22 protein-coding genes and 2 riboswitches are annotated in these 25,704 nt (G+C 63.5%); of the genes, 13 read left to right on the top strand and 9 right to left on the bottom strand.

Annotated elements, in window-relative coordinates; all coding sequences use genetic code 11:
* Positions 1-106 precede the first annotated feature (106 nt).
* The 12 genes from nrdR to Q8K09_RS01605 all read left to right on the top strand — a co-directional run bounded on the left by nrdR (position 107) and on the right by Q8K09_RS01605 (position 9,124).
* Positions 107-574, top strand: a complete 468-nt coding sequence (gene nrdR, locus Q8K09_RS01660) for a transcriptional regulator NrdR (RefSeq protein ID WP_305253272.1) — start codon at positions 107-109, stop codon at positions 572-574.
* Entirely contained in the window at positions 571-1,689 is a 1,119-nt protein-coding gene (gene ribD / locus Q8K09_RS01655) for a bifunctional diaminohydroxyphosphoribosylaminopyrimidine deaminase/5-amino-6-(5-phosphoribosylamino)uracil reductase RibD (RefSeq protein WP_305253271.1), read from the top strand. The genes nrdR and ribD overlap by 4 nt, the downstream gene beginning before the upstream one ends.
* A 188-nt stretch (positions 1,690-1,877) precedes the next feature.
* A riboswitch (FMN riboswitch) is annotated at positions 1,878-2,040 on the top strand.
* 125 nt (positions 2,041-2,165) lie between these two features.
* Positions 2,166-2,828 carry a riboflavin synthase gene (locus Q8K09_RS01650; RefSeq protein ID WP_305253270.1) on the top strand — a complete coding sequence of 221 codons (663 nt, stop codon included), beginning with the start codon at positions 2,166-2,168 and terminating at the stop codon, positions 2,826-2,828.
* 12 nt (positions 2,829-2,840) lie between these two features.
* Entirely contained in the window at positions 2,841-3,935 is a 1,095-nt protein-coding gene (gene ribBA, locus Q8K09_RS01645; protein WP_305253269.1) for a bifunctional 3,4-dihydroxy-2-butanone-4-phosphate synthase/GTP cyclohydrolase II, read from the top strand.
* Positions 3,936-3,986: 51 nt separating this feature from the next.
* Positions 3,987-4,463, top strand: a complete 477-nt coding sequence (gene ribE / locus Q8K09_RS01640) for a 6,7-dimethyl-8-ribityllumazine synthase (protein WP_305253267.1) — start codon at positions 3,987-3,989, stop codon at positions 4,461-4,463.
* A gap of 2 nt (positions 4,464-4,465) precedes the next feature.
* A complete protein-coding gene (gene nusB / locus Q8K09_RS01635; RefSeq protein ID WP_305253409.1) occupies positions 4,466-4,957 on the top strand; it encodes a transcription antitermination factor NusB in 492 nt (163 codons plus the stop codon).
* A 101-nt stretch (positions 4,958-5,058) separates the two neighbouring features.
* Positions 5,059-6,027: a thiamine-phosphate kinase gene (gene thiL, locus Q8K09_RS01630; RefSeq protein ID WP_305253408.1), complete on the top strand. Its 969-nt coding sequence runs from the start codon at positions 5,059-5,061 to the stop codon at positions 6,025-6,027.
* A complete protein-coding gene (locus tag Q8K09_RS01625; RefSeq protein WP_305253265.1) occupies positions 6,020-6,532 on the top strand; it encodes a phosphatidylglycerophosphatase A in 513 nt (170 codons plus the stop codon). The genes thiL and Q8K09_RS01625 overlap by 8 nt, the downstream gene beginning before the upstream one ends.
* Positions 6,533-6,548: 16 nt before the next feature.
* Positions 6,549-7,274, top strand: coding sequence for an ABC transporter substrate-binding protein (locus Q8K09_RS01620; protein ID WP_305253263.1), 726 nt, complete (start codon positions 6,549-6,551; stop codon positions 7,272-7,274).
* A gap of 17 nt (positions 7,275-7,291) precedes the next feature.
* Positions 7,292-7,939, top strand: coding sequence for a TIGR02281 family clan AA aspartic protease (locus Q8K09_RS01615; RefSeq protein ID WP_305253261.1), 648 nt, complete (start codon positions 7,292-7,294; stop codon positions 7,937-7,939).
* A gap of 151 nt (positions 7,940-8,090) precedes the next feature.
* Complete coding sequence (gene ribA, locus Q8K09_RS01610; protein WP_305253259.1) at positions 8,091-8,711, top strand: GTP cyclohydrolase II; 621 nt, start codon at positions 8,091-8,093, stop codon at positions 8,709-8,711.
* Entirely contained in the window at positions 8,708-9,124 is a 417-nt protein-coding gene (locus Q8K09_RS01605) for an MFS transporter (RefSeq protein ID WP_305253257.1), read from the top strand. The genes ribA and Q8K09_RS01605 overlap by 4 nt, the downstream gene beginning before the upstream one ends.
* Before the next feature lie 377 nt (positions 9,125-9,501).
* Here Q8K09_RS01605 and Q8K09_RS01600 read toward each other — a convergent pair whose 3' ends face one another.
* The 4 genes from Q8K09_RS01600 to Q8K09_RS01585 all read right to left on the bottom strand — a co-directional run bounded on the left by Q8K09_RS01600 (position 9,502) and on the right by Q8K09_RS01585 (position 18,955).
* The gene (locus tag Q8K09_RS01600; protein ID WP_305253255.1) at positions 9,502-11,397 is read right to left on the bottom strand and encodes a TonB-dependent receptor domain-containing protein; all 1,896 of its coding nucleotides are present in this window, start codon (positions 11,395-11,397) and stop codon (positions 9,502-9,504) included.
* Positions 11,398-11,497: 100 nt separating this feature from the next.
* Positions 11,498-11,735: riboswitch (cobalamin riboswitch) on the bottom strand.
* 40 nt (positions 11,736-11,775) lie between these two features.
* Positions 11,776-13,683, bottom strand: coding sequence for a 1-deoxy-D-xylulose-5-phosphate synthase (dxs, locus tag Q8K09_RS01595; protein WP_305253253.1), 1,908 nt, complete (start codon positions 13,681-13,683; stop codon positions 11,776-11,778).
* Positions 13,684-13,892: 209 nt separating this feature from the next.
* Positions 13,893-17,174, bottom strand: a complete 3,282-nt coding sequence (locus tag Q8K09_RS01590) for a carboxyl transferase domain-containing protein (RefSeq protein WP_305253252.1) — start codon at positions 17,172-17,174, stop codon at positions 13,893-13,895.
* 89 nt (positions 17,175-17,263) lie between these two features.
* Positions 17,264-18,955, bottom strand: coding sequence for an AMP-binding protein (locus Q8K09_RS01585; RefSeq protein WP_305253251.1), 1,692 nt, complete (start codon positions 18,953-18,955; stop codon positions 17,264-17,266).
* 158 nt (positions 18,956-19,113) lie between these two features.
* Between Q8K09_RS01585 and Q8K09_RS01580 the strand changes: the two genes are divergently transcribed.
* Positions 19,114-20,034, top strand: coding sequence for a LysR family transcriptional regulator (locus tag Q8K09_RS01580; protein WP_305253249.1), 921 nt, complete (start codon positions 19,114-19,116; stop codon positions 20,032-20,034).
* Between the two features lie 191 nt (positions 20,035-20,225).
* Here the strand turns inward: Q8K09_RS01580 and ispA are convergent, their stop codons facing one another.
* From ispA to Q8K09_RS01555, 5 genes are all read right to left on the bottom strand, one after another.
* Positions 20,226-21,113: a (2E,6E)-farnesyl diphosphate synthase gene (gene ispA / locus Q8K09_RS01575; protein ID WP_305253248.1), complete on the bottom strand. Its 888-nt coding sequence runs from the start codon at positions 21,111-21,113 to the stop codon at positions 20,226-20,228.
* Positions 21,110-21,352, bottom strand: coding sequence for an exodeoxyribonuclease VII small subunit (locus Q8K09_RS01570; protein WP_305253247.1), 243 nt, complete (start codon positions 21,350-21,352; stop codon positions 21,110-21,112). The genes ispA and Q8K09_RS01570 overlap by 4 nt, the downstream gene beginning before the upstream one ends.
* Before the next feature lie 161 nt (positions 21,353-21,513).
* Positions 21,514-22,284, bottom strand: a complete 771-nt coding sequence (locus Q8K09_RS01565) for a sulfite exporter TauE/SafE family protein (RefSeq protein ID WP_305253246.1) — start codon at positions 22,282-22,284, stop codon at positions 21,514-21,516.
* Between the two features lie 17 nt (positions 22,285-22,301).
* On the bottom strand, positions 22,302-24,698 hold the full coding sequence (locus Q8K09_RS01560; protein ID WP_305253245.1) for a bifunctional diguanylate cyclase/phosphodiesterase: 2,397 nt from the start codon (positions 24,696-24,698) through the stop codon (positions 22,302-22,304).
* Positions 24,692-25,624 (bottom strand): ABC transporter substrate-binding protein, encoded by a 933-nt coding sequence (locus Q8K09_RS01555; RefSeq protein ID WP_305253244.1) that lies wholly within the window; start codon positions 25,622-25,624, stop codon positions 24,692-24,694. Before Q8K09_RS01555 ends, Q8K09_RS01560 begins: the two co-directional genes overlap by 7 nt.
* Positions 25,625-25,704: the final 80 nt, after the last annotated feature.

The raw sequence follows: 25,704 nt of genomic DNA, 5'->3' as shown, positions 1-25,704 counted from the left end.
GAAAAGAGTAGCTGGGCGCGCGCTTGTATACCGCAAAGTCCACGGCTTGTCTTGCCCGCGGGATGCGCTACCATGGCGTTTTCCTGTTCAAGGTGGCTGCCCTGCTATGCACTGTCCCTTCTGCGGTGCCAACGACACCAAGGTCATCGATTCGCGTCTGGTAGCAGAGGGTGGGCAAGTGCGCCGTCGGCGTGAATGCCTGGCCTGCGAAGAGCGCTTTACCACCTTTGAAACTGCCGAGCTGGTGATGCCGCGGCTGATCAAACAGGACGGCAGTCGCCAGCCGTTCGATGAAGACAAGCTGCGTGCCGGCATGCAGCGCGCCCTGGAGAAACGCCCGGTGAGTATCGAGCGTCTGGAGGCGGCCATTGCCCATATCAAGCACCAGTTGCGTGCCACTGGCGAGCGCGAGATCAAGTCGCTGGTGCTTGGTGAGTTGGTGATGAGCGAGTTGCAAAAACTCGACGAAGTTGCCTACATCCGCTTCGCCTCGGTGTACCGGCGCTTCCAGGATCTCAACGAGTTCCGCGAAGAAATCGACCGGCTGTCTCGCGAACCCGCGAAGCAACAATGATGGGTTTCGATCACGCCTGTATGGCCCGCGCCCTCGAACTGGCCCGCAAAGGCCTGTATTCCACTCACCCGAACCCGCGGGTCGGCTGCGTCATCGCGCGCGACGGATGCATTGTTGGCGAAGGCTGGCATGTGCGTGCCGGTGAGCCGCACGCCGAGGTGCATGCGCTGCGCCAGGCTGGCGAGCAGGCGCGGGGCGCCACCGCCTATGTGACCCTGGAACCCTGCAGCCATCACGGCCGCACTCCGCCGTGCGCCGACGCATTGGTCGCCGCCGGTGTCGCGCGGGTGGTAGTGGCCATGCAGGATCCCAATCCGCAGGTCGCCGGTAATGGCCTGGCGCGTCTGCAGCAGGCTGGAATTGAAGTCCACTCTGGCGTGCTGGAAGCCGAAGCGCGGGCGCTCAACGCCGGCTTTATCAAGCGCATGGAGCAGGGCTTGCCCTTGGTGCGGGTCAAACTGGCGATGAGCCTGGATGGCCGCACCGCCATGGCCAGCGGCGAAAGCCAGTGGATTACCGGGCCGGCTGCTCGCGCCGCCGTGCAGCGTTTGCGGGCCAGCGCCAGCGTGGTGCTGAGCGGCGCCGACACTGTGCTGGCGGATAATGCCCGTTTGACCGTGCGCCCCGCTGAACTTGGCCTGGACGCCGAACTGACCGCGCTGGCGGCGAGCCGACCGCCGTTACGGGTGCTGGTCGATGGTCGCCTGCGGGTGCCGCTGGATGCACCGTTCTTCCAGGCTGGCGCAACGCTGGTGGCGACTTGCTTAGCCACTGCGGCGTATGAGCGCTACCAGGGCGCCGGCCATGAATTATTGGCTGTGCCGGGCAGTGGTGGGCATGTCGATCTGCACAAACTGCTGGGTGAGCTGGCCGGGCGCGGCGCCAACGAAGTGCTGGTCGAAGCCGGGCCGCGCCTGGCCGGCGCGTTCGCCCGCGCGGGGCTGGTCGACGAGTACCAGTTGTTCGTTGCGCCGAAGTTTCTCGGTTCCAGTGCGCGGCCCTTGCTCGACCTGCCGCTGGCGCGCATGGCCGAGGCACCGGCACTGAAAATCGTCGAGATGCGCGCCGTCGGTGATGACTGGCTGATTATCGCGGTGCCGCAGCGCGAAGCCTGATGCTGTCGGTTGGGCTGGGCGTCCCCGCCGCTCCTATGGGTGGCTAACCCACTAGCGCGTTGCGAGTCAGAACCCCGGCCGGCCATGCACGCTGCGGCATATCGGCCATCGGCCACTACAAACCGTCGCGCGGCGATGCAGTCGTGCGGCAATTATGGTAAAACGCGTCTCGGCCACTGTGGTGGCTACAACGTTCTCAGGGCGGGGTGCGATTCCCCACCGGCGGTAATGATGCAGTGCATCTAGCCCGCGAGCGCTTGCTGGCAGCCCTTGGTCGGGTCGCTAGCAAGGTCAGCAGACCCGGTGTGATTCCGGGGCCGACGGTATAGTCCGGATAAAGAGAGAGCGGGATTCCCTCCTCGGGCGCCGTGTGCGTACCCGTGAAATCCCTATCGATCGGCAGTGCTCTGTTTTGCTCAAAACAGGAGTTCATTCATGCTGTTCAACATCACCATCACTCGAGTACCGGAGGGCGCATGTTCACCGGCATAATCGAATCCATTGGTAGCATTCGCGCGCTGACGCCCAAGGGCGGCGACGTGCGGGTCTATGTGGCCACCGGCAAGCTCGATCTGGGCGACGTCAAACTGGGCGACAGTATCGCAGTCAACGGCGTCTGCCTGACCGCGGTGGAGCTGCCCGGCGACGGGTTCTGGGCTGATGTCAGCCGCGAAACCCTGGCGCGCACCGCGTTTGTCGACTTCAAGCCTGGCAGCAAGGTCAATCTGGAAAAGGCCCTGACGCCGACCAGTCGCCTCGGCGGTCATTTGGTCAGCGGCCATATCGATGGCGTCGGCGAGATCGTCGCCCTGGCTGAAAACGCCCGCGCCTGGCAATTCACCGTGCGCGCGCCGAAAGAGCTGGCCAAGTACATCGCCCATAAAGGTTCGATCACCGTCGACGGCGTCAGTCTGACCGTCAATTCGGTGAATGGCGCCGAGTTCGAGTTGACCATCGTGCCGCACACCCTGGCCGAAACCATCATGCTCGACTACCGCCCCGGGCATAAGGTCAACCTTGAGGTCGACCTGCTGGCGCGTTACCTGGAGCGTTTGCTCCTCGGTGATAAGGCCGCCGAGCCAAGTGCCTCGGGCATGACAGAAGGTTTTCTGGCCGAACACGGCTACCTGAAGAATTAAGGAATCGCGAGCATGGCTCTCAACAGTATTGAAGAACTGATCGAAGACATCCGCGCTGGCAAAATGGTCATCCTCATGGATGACGAAGACCGCGAGAACGAAGGCGATTTAATCATCGCCTCCGAGTGTGTGACTGCCGAGCACATCAACTTCATGGCGCGCTTCGCCCGTGGGTTGATCTGTATGCCGATGACCCGCGAGCGCTGCGAAACCCTCAAGTTGCCGCTGATGGCGCCGCGCAATGGCTCCGGTTTCGGCACCAAGTTCACCGTTTCGATCGAGGCCGCTGTCGGCGTGACCACCGGTATTTCTGCTGCCGATCGTGCGTGCACCGTGCAGGCAGCTGCAGCCAAGAATGCTGTGGCTGATGACATCGTCAGCCCTGGCCATATCTTCCCGCTGATGGCTCAGCCTGGCGGCGTGCTGGCCCGTGCCGGCCACACCGAAGCGGCGTGCGACTTGGCGCGCATGGGCGGTTTTGAGCCGAGCGGGGTGATCTGCGAGATCATGAACGATGACGGCACCATGGCCCGGCGCCCCGAGCTGGAAGAGTTCGCCGCGCTGCACGGTATCAAGGTCGGCACCATCGCTGATTTGATCCATTACCGACTGATCCATGAACGCACCGTCGAGCGTGTCAGTGAGCAGACCCTGGACAGCGAGTTGGGCCAATTCAACCTGGTGACCTACAGCGACTCGGTGGAGGAGGACGTGCACATGGCGCTGACTCTGGGCACCATCTGTGCCGATGAACCGACCCTGGTGCGGGTGCACAACATGGACCCGCTGCGCGACCTGTTCATGGTCAAGCAGCCCGGCCGCTGGAGCCTGCGCGCGGCCATGGCCGAAGTGGCCAAGGATGGCAGTGGCGTGGTGCTGTTGCTGGGTAACCCGTTGACTGGTCCGGACTTGCTGGCACACCTGGAGCGCCAGTTGGGCGGCGAGGGGAAGGTGGCCAGCCCGACTACCTACAGCACCGTCGGTGCCGGTTCGCAGATCCTGCGTGACCTGGGTGTGCGCAAGATGCGCCTGATGAGTTCGCCAATGAAGTTCAATGCGATATCCGGTTTCGACCTGGAAGTTGTAGAATACTTGCCCTCTGAATAATCCCAAGGGCCGTCCACGACGGCCCGGCTCTTTAAATAGACGAGACCCGCTATGACACTGAAGACCATCGAAGGTACTTTTATCGCCCCCAAGGGCAGCTTTGCCCTGGTGGTCGGCCGCTTCAACAGCTTTGTTGTTGAAAGCCTGGTAAGCGGTGCCGTTGACGCGCTGGTTCGCCATGGCGTCAGCGAAAGCAACATCACCATTATCCGCGCCCCAGGTGCTTTCGAAATTCCGCTGGTTGCGCAAAAAGTCGCTCAGCGTGGCGATTTCGACGCGATCATCGCCCTCGGCGCAGTAATTCGTGGCGGTACCCCGCATTTTGAATACGTGGCTGGCGAGTGCACCAAGGGCCTGGCCCAGGTGTCCATGGAGTTCGGCGTACCGGTAGCCTTTGGTGTATTGACCGTCGACTCCATCGAGCAAGCCATCGAGCGTTCCGGCACCAAGGCCGGTAACAAAGGTGCGGAAGCTGCAATGTCCGCCCTGGAAATGGTCAGCCTGCTGGCGCAGTTGGAGGCCAAGTGAGCCTGAACGACGGTAGCCCGCAAAAGCCGCAGCCAGCCAAAGGCCCGAAAGCGCCGAGTGGCAAAACCCTTGCGCGCCGTCAGGCGCGTACCCTGGCCATGCAGGCGCTGTACTCCTGGCACATGGCCGGTCAGCAGGTAAACGAGATCGAGGCACAGTTTCGCGTCGATAACGATTTTACTGCGGTCGACGGCGCCTACTTTCACGAAATCCTGCACGGCGTGCCGCGGCAGAAAACCGAGATCGACGGCGCTTTCGAGCCTCTGCTGGATCGCCCTATCGCGGAGATCGACCCGGTTGAATTGTCGATCCTGCGTCTGTCGACCTACGAGCTGAAGAACCGTATCGATGTGCCTTATCGTGTGGTGATCAACGAAGGCATCGAGTTGGCCAAAGTGTTCGGCGCCACCGACGGGCACAAGTTCGTCAACGGCGTACTGGACAAGCTGGCGCCGCGTTTGCGCGCTGATGAAGTCCGCGCCAACCGGCGCTGATAGCCCCTTGAACAGTTGCGGCGAGGTTCACGTGCCAAGCGCCCCGGTCATCCGTTTGGCAACTGCACGTGACGCGGTGCTGCTGTATGGCGTTGCTGCCTGTGGGTGAGTTCGAGCTGATCCGTCATTACTTCGCCGCTGCGTCCTGCGCGCAGGCCGGCGAAGGCGTGGCGCTGGGGATCGGCGATGACTGCGCCCTGCTGGAATTACCAGTCGGCGAACAGCTGGCTGTTTCCACCGACACCCTGGTTGCCGGGGTGCATTTTCCCGATTCATCCGATCCGTTTCTGCTGGCTCAGCGTGCGCTGGGCGTGTCGGTCAGTGACTTGGCCGCCATGGGCGCGACGCCGATCGGGTTCACCCTGGCGCTGACCTTGCCCCATGCCGAACCGGCCTGGTTGCAGGGCTTTGCCCGTGGTCTCGATCAGATGGCCCAGCACTGTGCGCTGCGCCTGATCGGTGGCGATACCTCGCGTGGCCCGCTGGCCCTGACCCTGACGGTATTTGGACGGGTGCCTAAGGGCCTGGCATTGACCCGGGCGGGTGCCCGGGTCGGCGATTTGCTCTGCGTTGGCGGCGAGCTAGGCGACGGTGCCGGCGCCTTGCCGCTGGTGCTCGGCCAACGTCAGGCTGCGTCGGCGATTACCGAACCCTTGCTGGCGCGTTATTGGTCGCCGCGACCGCAGCTTGACCTGGGCGTGGCGCTACGCGGCAAAGCCACGGCCGCGCTGGATATATCCGATGGACTGTTGGCCGACTGCGGGCACATCGCCGCCGCCTCTGGCGTGGCGCTGCTGGTCGAGCAGGCGCGCCTGCCGCTGTCGCAGGCGTTGCTGGCCTTGCTTGGCATCAGTGACGCGCGTGATTGCGCATTGAGTGGCGGCGACGATTACCTGTTGGCCTTTACCCTGCCGGCTGAGCAGCTTGCCGGACTGCAAGCGCTGGGTTGGCCGATCTATGTGATCGGTCGCGTCGAGGCTGGATCAGGTGTGCGGCTGCTGGATCAGCGCGGTCAATGCATCACGCCGCAGGTACGCGGCTATCAACATTTTGGGAGTGACGGTGACTGAACCGCTAAACGTGCCGCCATCGGTATGGCGCAATCCATGGCATTTTATTGCCTTTGGTTTCGGCTCGGGCACCTTGCCAAAAGCGCCGGGAACCTGGGGTTCGCTGGTGGCTTTGCCATTTATCCCGCTGTGGCAGATGCTGCCGGACTGGGGCTACTGGCTGATGCTTGGCGTCACCATACTGTTTGGTTTCTGGTTGTGTGGCAAAGTGGCCGAAGACCTGCGTGTGCATGACCATGAAGGTATCGTCTGGGACGAAATGGTCGGCATGTGGATCACCCTGTGGCTGGTGCCGGAAGGCTGGGGCTGGCTGTTGGCGGGTTTCCTGCTGTTCCGGCTGTTCGACATTTTCAAGCCCTGGCCGATTAGCTGGATCGACCGGCACGTGCATGGCGGTGTCGGCATCATGCTTGACGATGTGCTTGCTGGGGTATTCGCCTGGCTGGCGTTGCAGTTGCTCGTGTGGGGCTGGGCCAATGGGCTGGCGGCGGGTTTAGGTTTTTAACCGTGTGAGGTCGGCTATGACGAGGTGGTGGCTGGGGCTGCTGCTTGGCGCGCTGGGTGTTTCATCCGTCCAGGCAGAGCCTGCGCTGCAGGACATTCGTCTGGCCAGCGAGGTGTGGGAAGGCCATACCAATGCCGATGGCAGTGGCCTGGCATGGGATGTTCTGCGCCAGGTGTTCGAGCCGGAAGGCATCGAGTTGCTGATCCAGAGCGTGCCCTACACCCGCTCCATCGGTCTGGTTCAGCGCGGCGAAGCCGATGCCTGGGTCGGTTCCTACCGCAATGAGGTGGATGAGGGCGTGTTCTACCCGCGCTGGCACTATGACGCTGATCAAATCAGCGCGTTGGGCTTGGTCGATCAGCCGGTGCCGAGTCAGGCAACACTGGGCGAGTTTCGGCTGGTCTGGGTACGCGGCTACGAATATCAGCGTTATTTGCCAAACCTGAAGCACTACCGGGAAATTCAGCGCCGCAACGGTATTCTGCCGATGCTCGATTACGGCCATGCGGATTTTTACATTGATGCGCAGACCGAGGTCGATGAGGTGCTGGTGGGGGCGGCGGATCAGGCCCGTTACCGCGTCACCCCGTTGCTTCGCTTGCCGCTGTATCTGGGCTTTGCCGATAACCCACGGGGGCGGGCACTGGCTCAGTTGTACGATCGACGCATGGAGCAATTAGTCGAGCTGCGCAGCTTGCGCCCGCTGTTCGAGCGTTGGCAGCAGCCCTACCCCTTCGATTGACCGAATGAGAGAGCCCGATGGCTGGACTTAAATTATTGGCTGTCGCTGCGCTGTCCTTGGCCTGCGGGTTGAGCTGGGCGGCGCCTCAGGTGTTGGTGGTCGGTTTGTTCCCCGGCGCCGCGGTGCTCAATGTCGACGGCCAGCGCAAGCTGGTGAAGGTCGGCCAGACCGGCCCTGGCGGCGTGGTGGTGATCAGTGCCGACAGCCGTGGTGCCGTACTGCGGGTGGATGGCGTGGAGCGCGCGTACAGCCTGAGTCGCGAATACAGTAACGGCTTCGCCGAGCCAAGCACGCGTCAGCTGAGCATTGCCAAAGGCATTGGCGGGCACTACTGGATTGCCGGTTCGGTGGATGGCCATCCGATGCAGTTCCTGGTCGACACGGGTGCCACCTCGGTCGCCCTCAATGAGGGGCACGCTCGCCGTCTGGGCATCGACTACCGAGTGGACGGTCGACCCCTGCAGGTCAGCACGGCCAGCGGTACGGTGCGCGGCTGGCGGGTTACGCTCAACAGTGTGAAGGTTGGCACGTTGGAAGTGCTTGGGGTCGAGGGGGTCGTGCTGGAAGGCGGCTCGCCCACCGAGGCGCTGCTCGGCATGAGCTTCCTTGGTCGGGTCGGCTGGCGGGTTGAGCAGGATCTGCTGGTGCTGGAGTCGAAACTATAAGCGTCGCCTGAATGCTCAGACGGCCGGCGTGGTAAGCGGCATGTGGTTTATCCGATCCTTATCATCGGTAATTCAAGCTGACCCGCTGGCGGGGGCTGCTGTTACAATGCGCCCTCGAAATTCCCAGCCCTTATCTATTTAGGAGCATTCGGTGTCTGTCGTATTCGTCGCCGCCTCCCAGCTGCCTACCCCGTTCGGGGTGTTTATCATGCATGGCTTTCTCGAAACGGCCACGGGCAAGGAGCATGTCGCGCTGACCTTCGGCGATGTTGCCGATGGCGAGCCGGTGCTAGGGCGCCTGCATTCCGAGTGCCTGACCGGCGATGCGCTGTTCAGTCTGCGCTGTGATTGCGGCTTCCAGCTCGAAGCCGCCATGCGTGCGATTGCCGCCGAAGGGCGTGGCGTGCTGCTCTATCTGCGTCAGGAGGGCCGTGGCATTGGCCTGCTGAACAAGATCCGCGCCTACGAACTGCAGGATGGTGGTGCCGATACGGTCGAGGCCAACGAGCTCCTCGGTTTCGGTGCCGATCAGCGTGAATACGCGATCTGCCTGCCGATGCTTGAACACCTGCACATCAAGGCACTCAAGCTGATGACCAACAACCCACGCAAGGTCAAGGCGCTGGGCGATATGGGCATCAACGTGGCCACCCGCGTACCGTTGCAAATCGACCATAACCCGCACAACAAGAAGTACCTGGCGACCAAGGCCGGCAAGCTTGGGCACATGCTCGGCAGCCTGCATCAGGGCGAGGTCGAGGGAAGCCTGTGACCCGGAGTAATCTGCGCCGTCGACTGGCGCTTGAGTGGTGGCAGCAACTGGTGCTGACCCTGGCGCCGTTGTTGGTACTCAATCTGCTGTTTGGTGCTGGACGGTCGCTGACTGTCTTCGCCATGCCCTTGTTCGTCGCCGGGATGGCCGCGATGTTCGTCAGCCTGCCGCTGTTCCACGCTTACAAACGCGAGCTGCTGGCGACCGAAAAGGCCCTGGATAGCCCCGAAGAGCCAGCTGCCTGGATTGCTTTGGCTGCTCGGCGTCGCCTGGCGTTGTTTGGTGCCGGTCTACCGGCCTGGATTGCCGCCCTCGCGGTGTTTGCCGGGCTGGAAGCGATCCCGTTGATTCTCCTGGCGCTGTCCAGCGTCGTGATCCTGTACCTCTACCGCATCCCCCGCCAGCTCGGCTGAGCTCCCGTCGCGGCGCCTGACTGTCCTCCCTGAGCTGCGGCGTGATGGTGCTGGCGGCTTACCGTTGGCCGAGACGCGCTGACACCCACGCCGGCATCGCGGCCGGATGTATTCCGGGACTGCTCCTCGGCCACTGCAGCGAATGGGTAATAACCGTTGCCCCGGCCGAACCGGCTGCCCGCTTGAAGTTAGCCGGAGTTGTAGGAGCCAGCTTGCTGGCGATCCGCTGACAGATCACACAGATCGCCAGCAAGCTGGCTCCTACAGTGTGCTATTGAGCACGACTTGGTCAGGCTCCTTGCCGTTTGCGCCAGGTTAGAAGCGATAGCCGACGCTGAGTTGCACGTCCTCTTGCGCTGCCGCTGCCGGGTAACGTCTTAAAGCTGAGGTGTCCAGGTCACGGCAAACAGAGCGGTGCGGCCTTCGCTGTTGTAGCCGAAACGTCCGTTGCTTGTGCTATAGGTCGCCTCGGCATAGTCCTTGTCGAAAAGATTGTTCAGTTTCAGGTCGAAGGCCACTTCCTGGCTGGCTTGCCATTTGCCACGCAGGCTGAGCAGGCCGTAACCACCCAACTCTTGAGTGTTGTCGGCATCGTCATAGCGGCCACTGACTGCGCGCCAGCTGGCACCCACCGCAAAGTCACCGAACGGGCGATCCAGGTCCAGGCTCAGTGTACGTTTGGCGCGGCGTGCGAGGGTGTGGCCAGTGGCGCGATCCCGCGGGTCGATCAGGGCGAGTGCCAGGTTGCCCCGCCAGCCGAAGAGCTCTTGTTGGAGCGCAGCCTCGAAGCCATTGATGCGAGCGGTCTGGACGTTTTGCGGAATGAAGCTCTGGTCGAGAACAATCGCGTCCTGCAGGTCGATACGGTACAGCGAAAGCTCCAGTGCGCCGGTTTCGCTGTAGCGGCTGCGCCATTGGGCCTCATAGCTCTTAGATTTTTCCGGGCTGAGTTCCGGGTTGGCGCTGGTAAAGCATCCGAAGCCCGGGTAGCACAAGTCTGGATAATATAGGTCGTTGAAGGTCGGTGCGCGGAAGCCTTCGCTGTAGGACAGGATCAAATCGTTGCTGCTGTTGAATGGCACGGTCAGTGCCGCGTTCCAATTGTTTTCGCTGCCGAACTGTTGGTTCTTATCATGACGCATGCCCAGTTCTGTCGAAAAACCTTCGGCCTTGTAACGGTGTTGGATAAATGCTGCCTGGTTCCAGCGTGAGTCCTCAGCAAAGTCCTCGCTGCCCGTAACCCGATCTTCATACCAATCGGCACCCAGCAGCACTTGGTGGCGATCGTTGAGTGCTAGGGTGTTAACCCAATTTGCCGAGTCGCGGTAGGTATTGAGGCTGTAAAACGAGTCCGCACCGGCCTGTGGCTGATCGTTGCCGGTGTCGCGCTTGTCCTCGCTGTGGCCGATTTCCAGGCGGCTATTCCAGACGTCGCTGAGGTTGGCATCGATGTAGCTCGACAGGCTGCTGAGCTGGAAGTCCGTGGTAGGCAGCGAAGTATTGAAGATGTCCTCGAACTCGACCTGGCCGTGTTGATCAAGGGCGCTGAAGCCGATCTTCAGGTCGTCATTGAAGCGGTGCGACACGTTCAAGCTCAGCGACTTATTTCGGTAGGCATCGTCATCGCCGTTGGCACCGAAATTGTCGCGTGTGGCGTCGATACCCTGGGTTTCATCGAGTGCGGCGCCGAGGTTGAAGCGGGTTTGCGCGTCGCCGCCGGACACGCCAAGGCTGCGTTCGAAGGTCTGGTTGCTGCCGACGCCAAGGCGAACGTAGGGCTTGAGTCCGTCGCCGCTGCCTTGGCGGGTGAAAATCTGCACAACCCCGCCAATGGCATCGGAGCCATAGAGCGCTGAACGGGCGCCACGCACCACTTCCACTCGCTCGATCTGCTCCGGGCTGAGAAATTCCAGGCTGCTGGTGCCACTGGAGGCGGCGGAAATACGTTGGCCATCTACCAGGACTAGGGTTTGCGCGGTCGAAGTGCCGCGGACGAACAGGCCGGTCTGGCTACCCGCGCCGCCAGTCCGGTTGACGCTGACGCCTGGGACTCGCTCGAGTAGCTCTGCCACGCTGCGTACTTGTAGGCGTTCGATGTCCTTACGGGTAAATACTGTGGTTGCAGCTGTTGCCTGCCGGGCCGGTTCGGCGTGCCGACCGGAGGTCACGATCAGCGGCTGTAGTTCGAGTGATTTGGCAGGGCTGCTGACTTCTTCAGCATGAGCACCCAGCGGCAGCAGCGCTACAGCCAGGGCAATTCGGGACAATTTCATTGGTAAATCCTCAAAAGGCAGAAAACTTTTGAGGAGGGCAGGGACAAGCACCGGGCAAGGAGGCGATAGCCAGCGCTTGACGGTGATGCCCTCCGCAACACCAGTCACATTGCGCCGAGGCAGGTCTCCGGGCTGCCGACTGGCACTTTCCCGCCTTCCCGGGCGAACCCAGTGGCGTATCGAGAAAGTGTGTGCCCTGACCGTGCTGGTCGGGGCTGTCGGTTACCGTTGCGGGGGCAGCGCAGGCATTGTGGCTGTCGAATTGACGGCTACGCACCTGCTTCCCTTTTCACGCCTGGGCCTTGCGGCTGTCGGCGACCTCGGACAAGTAAAACGCCGCGCACCATAAAGTGCTGCGGATAGAAGTACAAGCCGCGCCTACGTTTGCGGCGTTTCCAGCAGCGCGCGGCGCTGGCGCACGGCAGCTTCGATGCCGGCGGCGTCGAGGCCGCATTCGGCGAGCATCTGGGTCGGTTTGGCGTGCTCGACGTAATAGTCGGGCAGGCCGAGGTGCAGCATCGGCTTGAGGATGTTTTCCCCGGCAAGGAATTCGCTGACGGCACTGCCGGCGCCGCCCATGATGCTGTTTTCTTCGATGCTTACCAGCAGGTCGTGGTTGTCGGCGAGCTGTCGAATCAGGGCTTCGTCGAGCGGTTTGACGAAGCGCATGTCGACCACCGTGGCGTTCAGGGTCTCGCCGACTTGCAGCGCTTCGGCCAGTTGCACGCCGAACACCAGCAGGGCTGTGCCTTGGCCATGGCGGCGCACGACGCCCTTGCCGATTTCCAGTGGCGCAAGGCCCGGCTCGATCACCGCGTTGGGGCCACTGCCGCGTGGATAGCGCACCGCAGCCGGGCCGTCGAACAGGTAGCCGGTGCTGAGCATGCGGCGCAATTCGTTCTCGTCACTGGGGGTCATCACCAGCATGCCGGGGATGCAGCGCAGGTAGGACAGGTCGAAGCTGCCGGCGTGGGTCGGGCCGTCTTCGCCTACCAGGCCGGCGCGGTCGATGGCGAACAGTACGTCGAGGTGCTGCACCGCCACGTCGTGGATCAACTGGTCATAGGCGCGCTGGAGAAAGGTCGAGTAGATCGCCACCACCGGCTTGATGCCATCGCAGGCCATGCCCGCGGCCAGGGTCACCGCGTGCTGCTCGGCGATGGCTACGTCGAAATAGCGCTCGGGATAGCGTTCGCTGAAGGTCACCAGGTCCGAGCCTTCTTTCATCGCCGGGGTGATGCCAACCAGGCGCGAGTCTTCGGCGGCCATGTCGCACAGCCACTGGCCGAACACACCAGAGTACTTAGGGCCGGCGACTTTCTTCGGCGCGGCGAGCGGGGTGTTGATCGGCTCCAGCTTGGTGATTGCGTGGTAACCGATTGGGTCGGCCTCGGCCGGCGCGAAACCCTTACCTTTCTTGGTGATCACGTGAAGGAACTGCGGGCCATCGAGGTCGCGCATATTGCGCAGGGTCGCCAGCAGGGTGGGCAGGTCATGGCCGTCGATCGGGCCGATGTAGTTCCAGCCCAGTTCCTCGAAGAGGGTGCCGGGCACCAGCATGCCCTTGGCGTGTTCTTCGGTCTTGCGCGCGATTTCCCAGGCGCCGGGCAGGCGCGAGAGGATCTTCTTGCTGCCCTCGCGCATGCTGGCGTAGGTGCGGCTGGAGAGAATCTTGGCCAGGTAGTTGGACAGGCCACCGACATTTTGCGAGATCGACATGTCGTTGTCGTTGAGGATCACCAGCATGTTGGCATTGACGTCGCTGGCGTGATTGAGCGCCTCGAAGGCCATGCCGGCGGTCAGTGCGCCGTCGCCGATCACCGCCACACTCTTGCGCTTGCTGCCCTGGATGCGTGCGGCGATGGCCATGCCTAGGGCGGCGCTGATGCTAGTGCTGGAGTGGCCGACGCCAAAGGTGTCGTACTCGCTCTCGGAGCGGCGCGGGAAGGCGGCGATGCCGTCTTTCTGGCGCAGGCTGGACATGCGTTCGCGGCGGCCGGTGAGGATCTTGTGTGGATAGGCCTGGTGGCCGACATCCCACACCACGCGGTCATCCGGGGTGTCGAAGACGTAATGCAGGGCGACAGTCAGCTCGATCACACCAAGGCCCGCACCGAAATGCCCACCGGTCTGGCCGACCGTGTAGAGCAGGTACTGGCGCAGTTCGTCGGCCAGGGTTTCCAGCTCGGCTTCGCCCAGTCGGCGCAGTTCGTCCGGCGTGTTGGCGCAGTCGAGCAAGGGCGTCAGTGGGCGTTCGCGAGGAATCTCGTGGAAGGTCGTCGGCATCAGGCTGATCGTTCGTTCTAGGTGCAAAAGATGCAGCAGTTTACCCGAAGCGCCGGTCACTGCCCAAACAAGCTTCGGATCGGCGCAACCCGTAGATCCTATGTTCATGTGCAAGGTCTGCGACATCCACCCGGCTCTAGTAGCCCGGATGCAATCCGGGGGATGTTGTCCGGGGCTCCCCGGATTGCATCCGGGCTACTTCGAACCTGCTACCAACTATCGACGCAGCGCTTCTTACCCGCGCGTGTTGCCGGCAGTGGCGCCGCATTCAGCCCGCGCACCAGCCAGGCGCGAGTTTCCAGTGGGTCGATCACCGCATCGATCTCCAGAAAGCTGGCCATGTTGATGCCCTTGCCGCTCTGGTAGGCCTTGGCCACCAGTTTGTCGAACAGCTGCTGGCGGGCGCCAGGCTCCTCGACGGCTGCCAGCTCCTTGGCGAAACCCAGTCGCACCGCGCCTTCCAGGCCCATGGCGCCGAATTCTCCGCTGGGCCAGGCGATGGTGAACAGCGGTGAATGGAAGCTGCCGGCGGCCATGGCCTGGGCGCCGAGGCCGTAGCCCTTGCGCAAGACCACGGTGAAAAAAGGCACCGTCAGGCTGGCGGCGGCGACGAACATACGCGACACATGGCGCACCGTGGCCTGTTTTTCGGCTTCCGGGCCGACCATAAAGCCGGGGGTGTCGCACAGCGACAGCATGGGGATGTCGAAGGCATCGCACAGCTGCATAAAGCGCGCAGCCTTGTCGCCGGCCACGGCATCGATGGCGCCGCCCAGGTGCGCGGGGTTGTTGGCGAGCAGGCCAAAGGGCCGGCCCTCGATACGCACCAAGGCGGTGATCAGGCCGGGGGCGAACTGCCGGCGCAGTTCCAGTACCGATCCGCTGTCGGCCAGGATGGCGATTACCTGGCGAATGTCATAGACGCGCAGGCGGTTTTCCGGGATCAAATGGCGCAGCGCGCGCTGATCCGCACACTGCCAATCCGTTAGCGCGCCCTGGAAGTAGCTCAGGTACTGCTTGGCCACGCGCACCGCCTCGGCCTCATCGGCGACCAGTACGTCTATCACCCCGTTCGGCCCCTGCACCGAGACCGGTCCGACCTGCTCCGCGGTGAAGCTACCGAGGCCGCCGCCTTCGATCATCGCCGGGCCGGCCATGCCGATGGTTGCGTTCTCGGTGGCGATAATCACATCGCAGCAGCCGAGCAGCGCCGCATTGCCGGCGAAGCAGCGCCCGGAGACCACCCCCACCAGAGGTACCAGCCCGGACAACCTGGCCATGCCGACGAAGGTGTGGCAGTCGAGTCCGGCGACGCCGACGAAATCGCTGTCACCCGGCCGGCCGCCACCGCCCTCAGCGAACAGCACCAGAGGCAGGCGCCACTGTTCGGCGAGGCCGAGCATGCGGTCGGTCTTCTTGTGATTCATCACCCCCTGGGTGCCGGCGAATACCGTGTAGTCGTAGGCGATGGCCATGCAGCGCGCCGCCTGGCTACCGAACACGTCGGCGTTGACTGTGCCGATGCCGGCCACCAGGCCATCGGCCGGGCTCTGTTCGATCAGCTCCTCCAACGAACGCCGCCGACGTTGCGCGGCCAGGGCCAGGGCGCCGTATTCGTTGAAGCTGCCGTCATCGAGCAGCTCGGCGAGGTTCTCGCGTACTGTCCGCTGGCCGGTCTTGCGCCGCTTGGCCACGGCCAGTGGGCGGCGTTCGTCGCGGGTCATGGCGTGACGCTCGAACACCTCGGCGAGATCCGCGCGGATATGTTCGAGGTCCAGGCTTTGCTCGCTTTGCGCCTGATCGGCGTCGACCTCGGCCGGTTCGATAAACAGCAGCGGCTGGCCTTCGCCGACCACGCTGCCGGGCTGCACGGTGAGGGCGCGGACGATACCGCTGTGGCTGGCCTTGACCACGAACTCCATCTTCATCGCCTCCAGCACGGCGATGCTCTGGCCGACCGCCACGGCATCGCCCTCGGCTACCTCCAGGCACACCAGTACGCCGCTGCTCGGCGCGTGCAAGGACAGGCAGCCGGGCGGCGCATCGATCGCCTGCTGCGCCGCACCGGCCGCCGCTGGGCTGCCGGCAAAGAACAGGTGGGGATGGGCCTGCTGCTGGGGTGCCAGCAATTGCGCCAGCCGGCCTTCGACCAAGCGTGTGCTGACCTGATTGGCGGCAACTTCTGGCAGGCGCAACAGGTTCTGCAGCAGGTGCAGGTTGCTCGCCACGCCCTCCAGGCGGAACTCGCAGAGCGCGCGGTAGGCGCGGCGCAGTGCGCTCGGGTAGTCCGGCGCGTGGGCGATCAGTTTGGCCAGCAGCGAATCGTAGCTGGGGCTGACCGGGTAGCCGGCGTAGCCATAGCCGTCGACACGCAGGCCGGGGCCGCTGGGTGGATCGTAAGCCGTCAATGTGCCGGCGGCCGGGTGGGTGCTGCCATCGGCGCTCATGCTTTCCAGGTTGATCCGCAGTTGCACGGCGCAGCCAGTGAGGGCCGGCGGCTGCAGCAGGTTCAGTTGCGCCAGGCTGTGCCCGGCGGCCAGCCTGAGCTGGGTCTGCAGCAGGTCGATGCGGGTGACCTGCTCGGTGACCGTGTGCTCGACCTGGATGCGCGGGTTGGCTTCCATAAAGTAGAAGCGTTCGGGCTGCTGGTTATCCAGCAGGAACTCGAAGGTGCCCAGGCCCTGATAGCGCGCCGCACCGGCCAGCTTCAGCGCGGCGGCGATCATCCGCGCGCGGGTGGCCGCTGGCAGGTCCGGGCTGGGGGCGATCTCCACCAGCTTCTGCTGGCGCCGCTGCAGGCTGCAATCGCGCTCCCACAGGTGGCTGACCGCGCCCGTATGGTCGCCCAGCACCTGGATTTCGATATGCCGGGCATCGCCCACCAGCTGCTCGATATACAACGCGTCACTGCCGAAGGCCGCACGGGCTTCCGACTGGCAGCGGGCGAAGGCCTCGTCCAGTTCCGCTGCGGCGAATACCGGGCGCATGCCGCGACCGCCGCCGCCGGCCAGGGCCTTGAGCATCACCGCGCCACCGTCGCCCAGGCTGCGCAGGAACTCGCGGGCCTGATCCAGGCTGACTGCGTGATTGAGCCCGCGCACCAGGGGCACATCGCAGCGTTCGGCCAGTGCGCGCGCCGCGGCTTTGTCGCCGAACAGTTCCAACACCTCGGCAGCGGGGCCGATAAAGCACAGGCCGGCAGCCTGACAGCGGCGGGCAAACTCGGCGTTCTCGGCGAGAAAGCCGTAACCGGGATGGATCGCCGCGCAACCCTGTTCCTCGGCGATGGCGATCAGCTGGTCCATGTCCAGATAGGCCGGCACCCCGCGACCCTTGAGGGCGACCGCGCTGTCGGCCTTGCGCACATGCAGGGAGGCTGCGTCGTCCTCGGCGTACACCGCCACCGAGCGAATGCCCAGTTCGGCGGCGGCGCGGGCGATGCGGATGGCGATCTCGCCGCGGTTGGCGATCAGCAGGGCGGTAAAGGGCATAGTGGCTCCATAGGGTGCGGCGTGCGCACCGGTTGGGTTGATTGGGGGCTTAGGAGCCTGTCGGGCGAACGGTCAAGCCCCACAGGTTCCTAGAGCAGGGCTTCGAGTTCGTTCTTCTTCACCTTGCCAGTGGCGGTCATCGGCAGGCTGTCGAGCAGGCGGATTTCCGGCACCTTGTAAACCGCCATAGCCTCGCGACACCAGGCCTGCAGGCTGTCCGTGCTGGCGCCGCTGCCGGGCTTGAGCACCACGAAGGCCACCGGGCGCTGGCCGCTGTGGTCGTCGCTGCGGCCGAGCACGGCGCTGGCGAGGATCGCCGGGTGCTGGCCGAGCAGGGCCTCCAGCTCGCTGGGGAATACGCTCATGCCGTTGACCTTGAGCATTTCCTTGCGCCGGCCGAGGTAGCGGATAAAGCCCTGATCAGTGATCTGGCCGATGTCGCCGCTGTGCAGCCAGCCGTCGCGTAGCGTCGTGGCGGATTCCTCCGGGCGATTCCAGTAACCTTTGAACAGCGAAGGGCTGCGCAGGCACAGCTCGCCCTCCTGGCCCAGCGGCAGCAGTTCGCCAGTGGCGAAGTCGCAGACCTTGAACTGGGTGCCCGGCACTGGCAGGCCGACGAAGGTCGGCGCGCTCCTGAGGTCGAAGTCGTCCTGTTGCATGCCGGCGGTGAAGGTGTCGCAGGTATGGCTCTCGGTCATGCCGAAACTGAACTCGAACAGACTGGTTCCGGTCAGCGCGTGCCATCGGCGACGGTATTGAGGGGTGAGTTTCTTGATAAAGGAGATGCTGCCGGTCTGCTGCAGCGAGCCGAAGTCATAATCGCCGACCCGTGGGTGTTCCAGCACCTCGGCGGCATTGTCCACCAGCAGGCCGCAGTGGCTGACCCGGTAGTGCTCGACCGCGCCCATGAAAGCCAGCGCATCCCAGCGCGCCAGCAATACCAGGCGGCAGCCGCTAAATACCGGGAACAGCAGGCCGGCGTTTTCCCCGGCGATCCAGAACTCCGGGAGGAAGTTGAGCAGCACGCTGTCCGGGCGCAGTTGCAGAGCCACCGCAAGGAAGCTGGCGCAGGTGTAGAGCATGTCGCCATGGCTATGCACGCAGCCCTTGGGCAGACCCGTGGTGCCGCCGGTGTAGTTGAGCGCGGCGATGTCGTCGAGCTGCGGACGATGCGTCGGAGTCGGCGCCTTGCAGGCCGACAGCGCCGGGTAGAAGTCGATGAAATCGTCCCCCGTGACCTTCGCCGCCAGCAGCAGATCCGGCACGGGGATACTCGGCTCGGCCGGGCAGAGTTCGGACAGGCTGGTCGCCAGCACATGGACGAGCTGACAGTCCTCGCGCACCGCCCGGACCAGCGGCAGCAACTGGTCGAAACAGAGGATGGTGCGCGCGCCGCTGTCCTTGAGCTGGTAGCTCAGTTCCAGCGCCTTGCTCAGTGGGCTGACCGGCGCATAGACCGCGCCGCACTTGAGGATGGCGTAGAAGGCGATGTGCAGCTGCGGACAGTTGGGCATGAACAGTGCGACCCGATCCCCCGCCGCAACCCCCAGTTCCACCAGCAGCGCGGCGCAGCGATCAGACAGCCGATCCAGTTCGGCATAGCTCAGGGACAGTCCATAGAAGTCCAGGGCCGGGGCCTCGGGCTGCAGGCGGGCCCAGGTGCGCAGGTACTCGGACAGCGGCTGCTGGCCGTGCGGGTAATCCGGCTCGCGCGGCGTGCCGATCGGCCAGGCGGCCGCCTGCAGTGCATGCAGCTGTTGCAGGTAGAGGTCTTCGGTCATCTGTTGTGCCCTGTCGTTTGGCTCTGCGGGCAGCTTAGGCGGTCGGGCTGAGGAGCAGAACTGATGCTTATGCATCGCCATCCATGAATGCTATGCATGGTTGCGCCGAGGCTTGGCACTGCTAGGCTCGGACTGATTCGGATAATGCGGAAATAACCATGAATCAAGCGCATGAATGGCCAACCCTGGAGCGCCTCGACCTCAACCTGTTTCGGGTGTTCGAGGTGGTCTACCGCGAGCGCAACCTGACCCGCGCGGCGCTATTGCTGCACCTCAGTCAGTCGGCGGTCAGCCACGCCCTGGCGCGCTTGCGCGAGCAGCTGGGCGATCCACTGTTCGTCCGCTCGGGACGCGGGGTGGCGCCGACGGCCCTGGCCGAGCAGTTGGCGCCGGGCATTCAGGATGCGCTGGAGGGGCTGCGGCGCAATCTCGGCCGCGGCCATGGCTTCGACCCGCAGCACGATCGGCGTGTATTCAGCCTGAATATGCCGGAGCAGCTGGAACCCCTGGTGCTGCCGGGCATCCTCGGCCAATTGCGCCAGCTCGCGCCGCAACTGGAGGTGCGCAGCAGCAGCGTGCATTGGGCGGCGCTGAAGCTGGAGCTGATCGCCGGGCGAGTTGATCTGGCCATCGAGATCGCCCGTCCCACCGATGCCGAGCTGCGCCAACAATTACTGCTGCAGGAGCCGCTGTGCGTGGTCGCCGGCCCGGCCTTCACGGGCGAACTGAGCGCCGAGCGCTACCTGGCCGCCGAGCATGTGGCGGTCACCTCGCGCCGCCGCGGGATCTGCGTGGAAGATCTGGCCCTCGGCCATCTTGGTCTGGTTCGTCAGGTGCGCCAGCGCTGCCAGCATTACTTGACCGCGGCGCTGCTGGTGGCGCGCAGCGACTGGTTGCTGACCATGCCCAGGCGCTATGCAGAGCTGATCAATGCCGGGCTGGACAACCGCCTACTGGCGATGCCCCTGGTACTGCCGCCGGTGACCCTCAATCTGTACTGGTCGCGCCAGGCCGAGAATGAGCCGGGCAGTCAATGGCTGCGCGGGCAATTATTGGAGTTGGTGCGGCAGCGGTTTTGATCGGGTGACGGCTGTATCCGATTAAGGTGGGAGTTCCCTCGCCCGCTCCTACAGAAAACGTCATAACCTATAAAATCAATGATATACGGGTTGCTTGAGCGTAGCCCGGATGCAATCCGGGAGCGGTTGCTCGGTACTGGAGTTCCCCGGATTTCATCCGGGCTACAAGAGCCCTAAACCCGACAGCACTGCTAGTGCTGGCGTTCGACGATATAACGGGCCAACTCGCGTAGTGGCTCGGCGGCGTGGTCGAAGGGGCGCAGGGCGTGTAGTGCCTGATCGCGTAGCTCCAGGGCGTAGGCCTTGGCCGCGTCGAGGCCGAGCAGTGCCGGGTAGGTCGGTTTGTCGTGGGCCTGATCCTTGCCCTGGGTTTTGCCCAGGGTGGTGGTGTCGCTTTCCACGTCGAGGATGTCGTCCTGCACCTGGAATGCCAGGCCGATGGCGCGGGCATAGGTGTGCAGTGCTTGCAGTTCGCGATCATCGGCGCGGGCACTGGCCAGAGCGCCAAGGCGCACGCTGGCTTCGATCAGGGCGCCGGTCTTGTGCCTGTGCATAAGCTCCAGTGCCGCTTGATCGAGCTTATGACCGACTGAGCCGAGGTCGATGGCCTGGCCGCCGACCATGCCGGCCGGGCCAGCGGCGTGGGCCAGGCTGGTAATCATGGTCAGGCGCAACTCGGCGTCATGCGGGTTGCGTACTGGGTCGGCGAGCACTTCGAAGGCCAGGCTCTGCAGAGCATCGCCGGCGAGGATGGCCAGGGCTTCGTCGAACGCCTTGTGGGTGGTGGGCTGGCCACGGCGCAGGTCGTCATCGTCCATCGCCGGCAAATCATCGTGCACCAGCGAATAGGCGTGGATCAGTTCGACTGCGCAAGCCGCGCCATCGGCCTGTTCCGGCTGGCCGCCGAGGGCTTCACAGGCGGCGTAAACCAGTAGCGGGCGGACCCGTTTGCCACCGTTGGTCACGCTGTAACACATGGCTTGATAGAGGCGTTGCAACTCGCTATGCGGGGCCGCGAACAGGCTTGCCAGCGCCGTGTCGACACGCTGCTGGCACTGCGCCTGGTAGGTCGCGATCATGCCTGTCGATCCGCGTCGAAGGGGGCTTCCTCGAGTTCGCCATCGCGTTCCATGAGGATTTGTACCTTCTGCTCGGCCTGAGTCAGGGCGGCCTGGCAGTCGCGGGTCAGGCGGATACCTTGTTCGAAGGCAGTCAGTGAATCTTCCAGCGATAACTCGCCGTTTTCCAGGCGCTCGACCAGGGTTTGCAAATCGGTGAGGGATTGCTCGAAGTCGAGTGAGGCTTTTTTACGGGCCATGGCGGGCATTCTCTGGCAGAGGCTCGGGCGGGGATTGTAACCGGCGCGACACTAGCAGAGCCTCGCCGCGTGGGCAAATCGACGGAATTTACCTACTTCTTGGTTGGCGACCTGGGCCGGGCTGCGCAACGCCCGACACGTGTGAACTGCTGCGCATCAACTCATCCGGCGAAGTAGGTCACCCAGAAATAATAGAGGGTCATGCTGCCACCCACCACAATCACCAAGGTGCGCAGCAACGTCGGCGGCAAGCGCTGGCCCAAGGCGCCGCCGGCATAGCCGCCGAGTGTTGCGCCGACCAGCAGAATGGCCAGTTCATACCAACTGACCCGCCCGGCGACGATAAAGGTGATGCTGGCGACGCTGTAGATCACCGCCGAAATCAGGTTCTTCAGGGCATTGGCGCGACCCAGCGGGTGGCCTTCGATGGAAAATGCCGCCAGCTGCAGAATACCCATGCCTGCGCCGAAATAGCCGCCGTAGATCGACACGCCGATATGCGCCCCAAGCGACAGTTTGTTGTGCGGTGGCTGCGCGGCTTCGGCGCGCCGCGCCGCCAGCCAGCGGCTGAGCCAAGGACTGGCGGCGAACAGTGCGGTGGCGGTAAGCAGCAGCCAGGGGATCAGGTTGGCAAACACATCGTCGCCGCCGGCCAGCAGTAACAGGCCGCCGAGCAACCCGCCCGCCAGCCCGGCCGCCAGCAGCGGCAGCAGGTAGCGACCGAGCGGGCGCAGCGAGGCGCGCGCGGCCCAGGCCCCGGCCAGGCTGGCGGGCCACAGTGCCACGGCATTAGTGGCATTGGCCGTGACCGGCGGCAGACCGGCAGCGAGCAGCGCCGGGAAGGAGAAAAAGGTGCCGCCACCGGCCAGGGCATTCATGCCGCCGGCGGCGAAGCCGGCCAGGGCGAGCAAGGCAATATCGAATAAGGGCATGAAAATGAGCGAGCCTGTCAGTAATCCTGCGGATTTAATCTAACCAGTTTGCCATCCAGGCGCTTGGCATGACACTGCTCGGCGGGCAATGGGCGCGCATAAAGGAAGCCTTGCAGGCTGGGGCATGCATTCAGGCGCAGAAAGGCCGCCTGGCGCTGGTTTTCCACGCCCTCGGCAACCACATGCAGGCCCAGGTGCTTGGCCATGGTCAGAATACCGCGCACCAGGGCGACCGAGTGCGGGCTGTCTGGCAGGCCGGCGACGAACTGGCGGTCGATTTTGATGCCGTCGAAGGGGAAGCGCTGCAGGTAAGTCAGCGAGGCGTAGCCGGTACCAAAGTCGTCCAGCAGCAGGAGGAAACCGGCAGCTTTAAGTCGGGCCAGGCATTGCTGTACCTCGTCGCCGCTATCCAATAAGGCGCTTTCGGTGATCTCCAGTTCCAGCAGTTCGGCTTCTGCACCTTCTTCAGCGAGGATGCGCAGCAGGTTGCCGGCCAGGTCAGCCTGGCGGAAGTCCAGGGGTGACAAGTTGATGGCAATGCGCAGCCCACGCCCTTCATCTCGCCACTGGCAGGCCTGGCGGCAGGCCGTACGGAACACCCAGCGGGTGGTTTCGATGATCATGCCGCTTTCTTCCAGAATGGGAATGAACTCGGCCGGAGAAACCAGTCCGCGAGTTGGCGAGTACCAGCGCAGCAGCGCTTCCATGGCTTGTGGCTGGCCCTGGTTGTCCACCTGTAACTGGTAATGCAGGGCAAACTCCTGCTGGTCGATGGCTCGGCGCAGCTCCGTCTCCAGCTGGCGTCGCAGTTCGGCGGCGCTGCTTAGCTCGGCGCTGAAGCTGGCGATACAATTGCGTCCGCGATCCTTGGCTGCATACAGGGCCAGGTCGGCCTGCTTGAGTAGCTCACTGGCGCTGCTGCCATGGCTATTGCAATGGGTTAGGCCAATGCTGGGGCTGATAAAGCACTCGTATTGACGTACCTGGAAGGGCAACACGAAATGCCCCACTAACTGTTCGGCAAGCGCATGGGTTTCGCGAAGGCTGGCACCCTCCAGTAGCACGATGAATTCGTCACCACCGCTACGCGCCAGCAGGCTTTGTTTGGGTAGGTGCACCTGTAGGCGGCCGGCGATTTCCACCAGCAAGTTGTCGCCGATCTCATGGCCGAGGGTATCGTTGATGCGTTTGAAGTGATCCAGGTCGATAAATAGCAGGCCCAGGCGGCAGTTAGCCAAAAGCAACTGCTCCAGGCGCTGCACCATGGAGTGACGGTTGGCCAGGCGCGTCAACGGGTCGAAATGGGCGAGAAAGCGCAGGCGCTGCTCAGCCTTGAGGCGATCGCTGATATCGCGCAGCAGTATCAGGGAATAGCGCTTGCCGTGACGCACAAAGGGCGTGCAGGTGATTTCCAAGGGTACATGCTGTGCGCCGCGTCGACCGGTCAGCTCGATGGCGACATTGGGTGGTGTTTGCTGCAGGCGCTCTACTGCGCTGCTTTCTACCAGGCGATCAGCTGGCAAGTTGCCCAGCAGCTGCGTCGTGCTGCAGCCAAACAGCGCGGCGGCAGCGGGGTTGGCCTGCTCCACACGCAGCTCCCTATCCACCACCAGCATGCCCAGTGGCGCGCTGTCGATCAGGCTACGAAACAGCGCTTCGCTTTCGCGTACATCGCGCTGGCGCTGGTTGAGCTGGGTCATCATCTGTTCAAAGCTGGTGGCTAACTGGCCGATTTCATCATGGCCTGTAACCTCAATTGTCCGGGGTTGCTGATCTTCGGCAAACTGCGTGGCCGCCTGTTCGATGCGCGCCAGACGCTTGGTCAGCAGGCGGCCATACAGGTGGTTAAGCAGCAGGCCTAGCAGCAATAACAGGCCAAGCGTCTGCGCCAAGTGCAGCCAGGCAGTGCGTTTGGTCTGCCACAGCAGGGGGGTGAAATCCATCTCCACCAAGAGCGCCTGGAGGTCGACGCTGGTGTCCTGGTGTCCGCGTTCCAGAGGGTAGATCGCCAGGTAGCGCTGCGGACCAAGTTCGAGCCAGCTGGGTTGGCCGCTGGCGATACGCTTATGCAGCTCGGCGCTGTCGAGCTGACTGATCTGTTCGGTGTGCAAGCCCAGGCGACTGGTGGCGATCACGTGCTGATTCTGATCGACCACCATGGCCCAGCGCACGCCGCGCAGGCTGGCCAAGTCGGACAGTTCGGTGGCCCGCTCTTCCTGGCGACCCTGGCGCAGATGATCGCCCAGGCTGCTCTGCAGCAGCACAAATATCTGGCTGCTGTGGGTGCGCCAGCTGTGCAGGGCGTTGTCGACACTGCGCGGCAGATAGATCGAGGTCTGCAGCAGCGTGAATACCACGGCGAACAACCCCAGCAGCAGGGGTAGTGACTTGCGCAAGGGCAGGCGGTTCAGCATTCGCGTCTCCCACAGGCTGCGGGCAACATGGCTTCTGGCTGACCAGGCTGTTTGAGTAACTGATAGTCGAGCATGTATTGGTGAACCCGTTGCATGCGCTGCAGTAGTAGGCCCTCATTAAGCATCTGCTGGTTGAGCGCCCGGTCTCCCATCACCAAGCCGTCAAGCGTTACCTTCAGGCTTTGCGGATCCAGGTTCAGGCGTGTGTGCAGATGGGGGTCACTGCGGGCGCGATTTTGCTGCCAGTTGTCTAGGGATTCATACCACAACTGTTTGATGCGCTCGCGGCTCTCTTCGTCGACCCGACTGCGCTCGACCACCAGAACATCGATGATTTCTTCGGGTATTTCCCGGCTGTCGAAGATGCGTCGAGCCCCCAGTGCTTCAAGAGCCGGCCCTTCGGAGGCGAAGCTGATAACCGCGTCGATACGCGCATGGCGCAGCGCACCGACCTGCTCATGTACGGGCAGATCGATCACTTTTACGTCGCTGCGTTGAAGGCCAGCCTTGTCCAGCACGCGGGCAAGCATAAAGGCACCCAGGGCGGTGTTTTCCACGCCGATGCGCTGCCCTTTGAGTTCACTGATACGCATGATCGGCGGCCGAGCGAACAGGGCGTCGGCACCTGCGGAAATATCGGTGACGAGCAGCAACTCCAGATCAAGACCGCTGCTCTGCAGGGCGAGTGCTTCGTCCAGGGTGAGCAGCGCGGCATCCAGCAGGCCGTTTCGAAAACCGCGCAGCACGCCGGTGGCGTTGGGGTACTCGACCAAGCGCAGACCGCTGGCTTGCAGCTGCTGCAGCTCATCGGTCAAATAGAAAGGCGCATAGCCCAGCCAGCGGTTGCCGCCGATGCGCAGCTCTTCCTGCTCTCCCTGGCAAGCCAACAAGGTCAGGCAGACAAGCAGGAGAACGACTCTGCGCATGTAACCGCTCCACTGTCACAAAGTTTGATGGTAGCGGAATGCCAGTGCCCGTGGAATCCCCACAATGTCTAAGGAGACTG

This window comes from Pseudomonas sp. (assembly GCF_030683065.1).
Taxonomy (GTDB): domain Bacteria; phylum Pseudomonadota; class Gammaproteobacteria; order Pseudomonadales; family Pseudomonadaceae; genus Aquipseudomonas.
This window is presented reverse-complemented; position numbering and strand designations above follow the sequence as displayed.

Coding starts and splice junctions, on each gene's coding strand:
- nrdR (WP_305253272.1), top strand. CDS start 107: ATGCACTGTCCCTTCTGCGGTGCCAACGACACCAAGGTCATCGATTCG.
- ribD (WP_305253271.1), top strand. CDS start 571: ATGATGGGTTTCGATCACGCCTGTATGGCCCGCGCCCTCGAACTGGCC.
- Q8K09_RS01650 (WP_305253270.1), top strand. CDS start 2,166: ATGTTCACCGGCATAATCGAATCCATTGGTAGCATTCGCGCGCTGACG.
- ribBA (WP_305253269.1), top strand. CDS start 2,841: ATGGCTCTCAACAGTATTGAAGAACTGATCGAAGACATCCGCGCTGGC.
- ribE (WP_305253267.1), top strand. CDS start 3,987: ATGACACTGAAGACCATCGAAGGTACTTTTATCGCCCCCAAGGGCAGC.
- Q8K09_RS01620 (WP_305253263.1), top strand. CDS start 6,549: ATGACGAGGTGGTGGCTGGGGCTGCTGCTTGGCGCGCTGGGTGTTTCA.
- Q8K09_RS01615 (WP_305253261.1), top strand. CDS start 7,292: ATGGCTGGACTTAAATTATTGGCTGTCGCTGCGCTGTCCTTGGCCTGC.
- Q8K09_RS01600 (WP_305253255.1), bottom strand. CDS start 11,397: ATGAAATTGTCCCGAATTGCCCTGGCTGTAGCGCTGCTGCCGCTGGGT.
- dxs (WP_305253253.1), bottom strand. CDS start 13,683: ATGCCGACGACCTTCCACGAGATTCCTCGCGAACGCCCACTGACGCCC.
- Q8K09_RS01590 (WP_305253252.1), bottom strand. CDS start 17,174: ATGCCCTTTACCGCCCTGCTGATCGCCAACCGCGGCGAGATCGCCATC.
- Q8K09_RS01585 (WP_305253251.1), bottom strand. CDS start 18,955: ATGACCGAAGACCTCTACCTGCAACAGCTGCATGCACTGCAGGCGGCC.
- Q8K09_RS01580 (WP_305253249.1), top strand. CDS start 19,114: ATGAATCAAGCGCATGAATGGCCAACCCTGGAGCGCCTCGACCTCAAC.
- ispA (WP_305253248.1), bottom strand. CDS start 21,113: ATGATCGCGACCTACCAGGCGCAGTGCCAGCAGCGTGTCGACACGGCG.
- Q8K09_RS01570 (WP_305253247.1), bottom strand. CDS start 21,352: ATGGCCCGTAAAAAAGCCTCACTCGACTTCGAGCAATCCCTCACCGAT.
- Q8K09_RS01565 (WP_305253246.1), bottom strand. CDS start 22,284: ATGCCCTTATTCGATATTGCCTTGCTCGCCCTGGCCGGCTTCGCCGCC.
- Q8K09_RS01560 (WP_305253245.1), bottom strand. CDS start 24,698: ATGCTGAACCGCCTGCCCTTGCGCAAGTCACTACCCCTGCTGCTGGGG.
- Q8K09_RS01555 (WP_305253244.1), bottom strand. CDS start 25,624: ATGCGCAGAGTCGTTCTCCTGCTTGTCTGCCTGACCTTGTTGGCTTGC.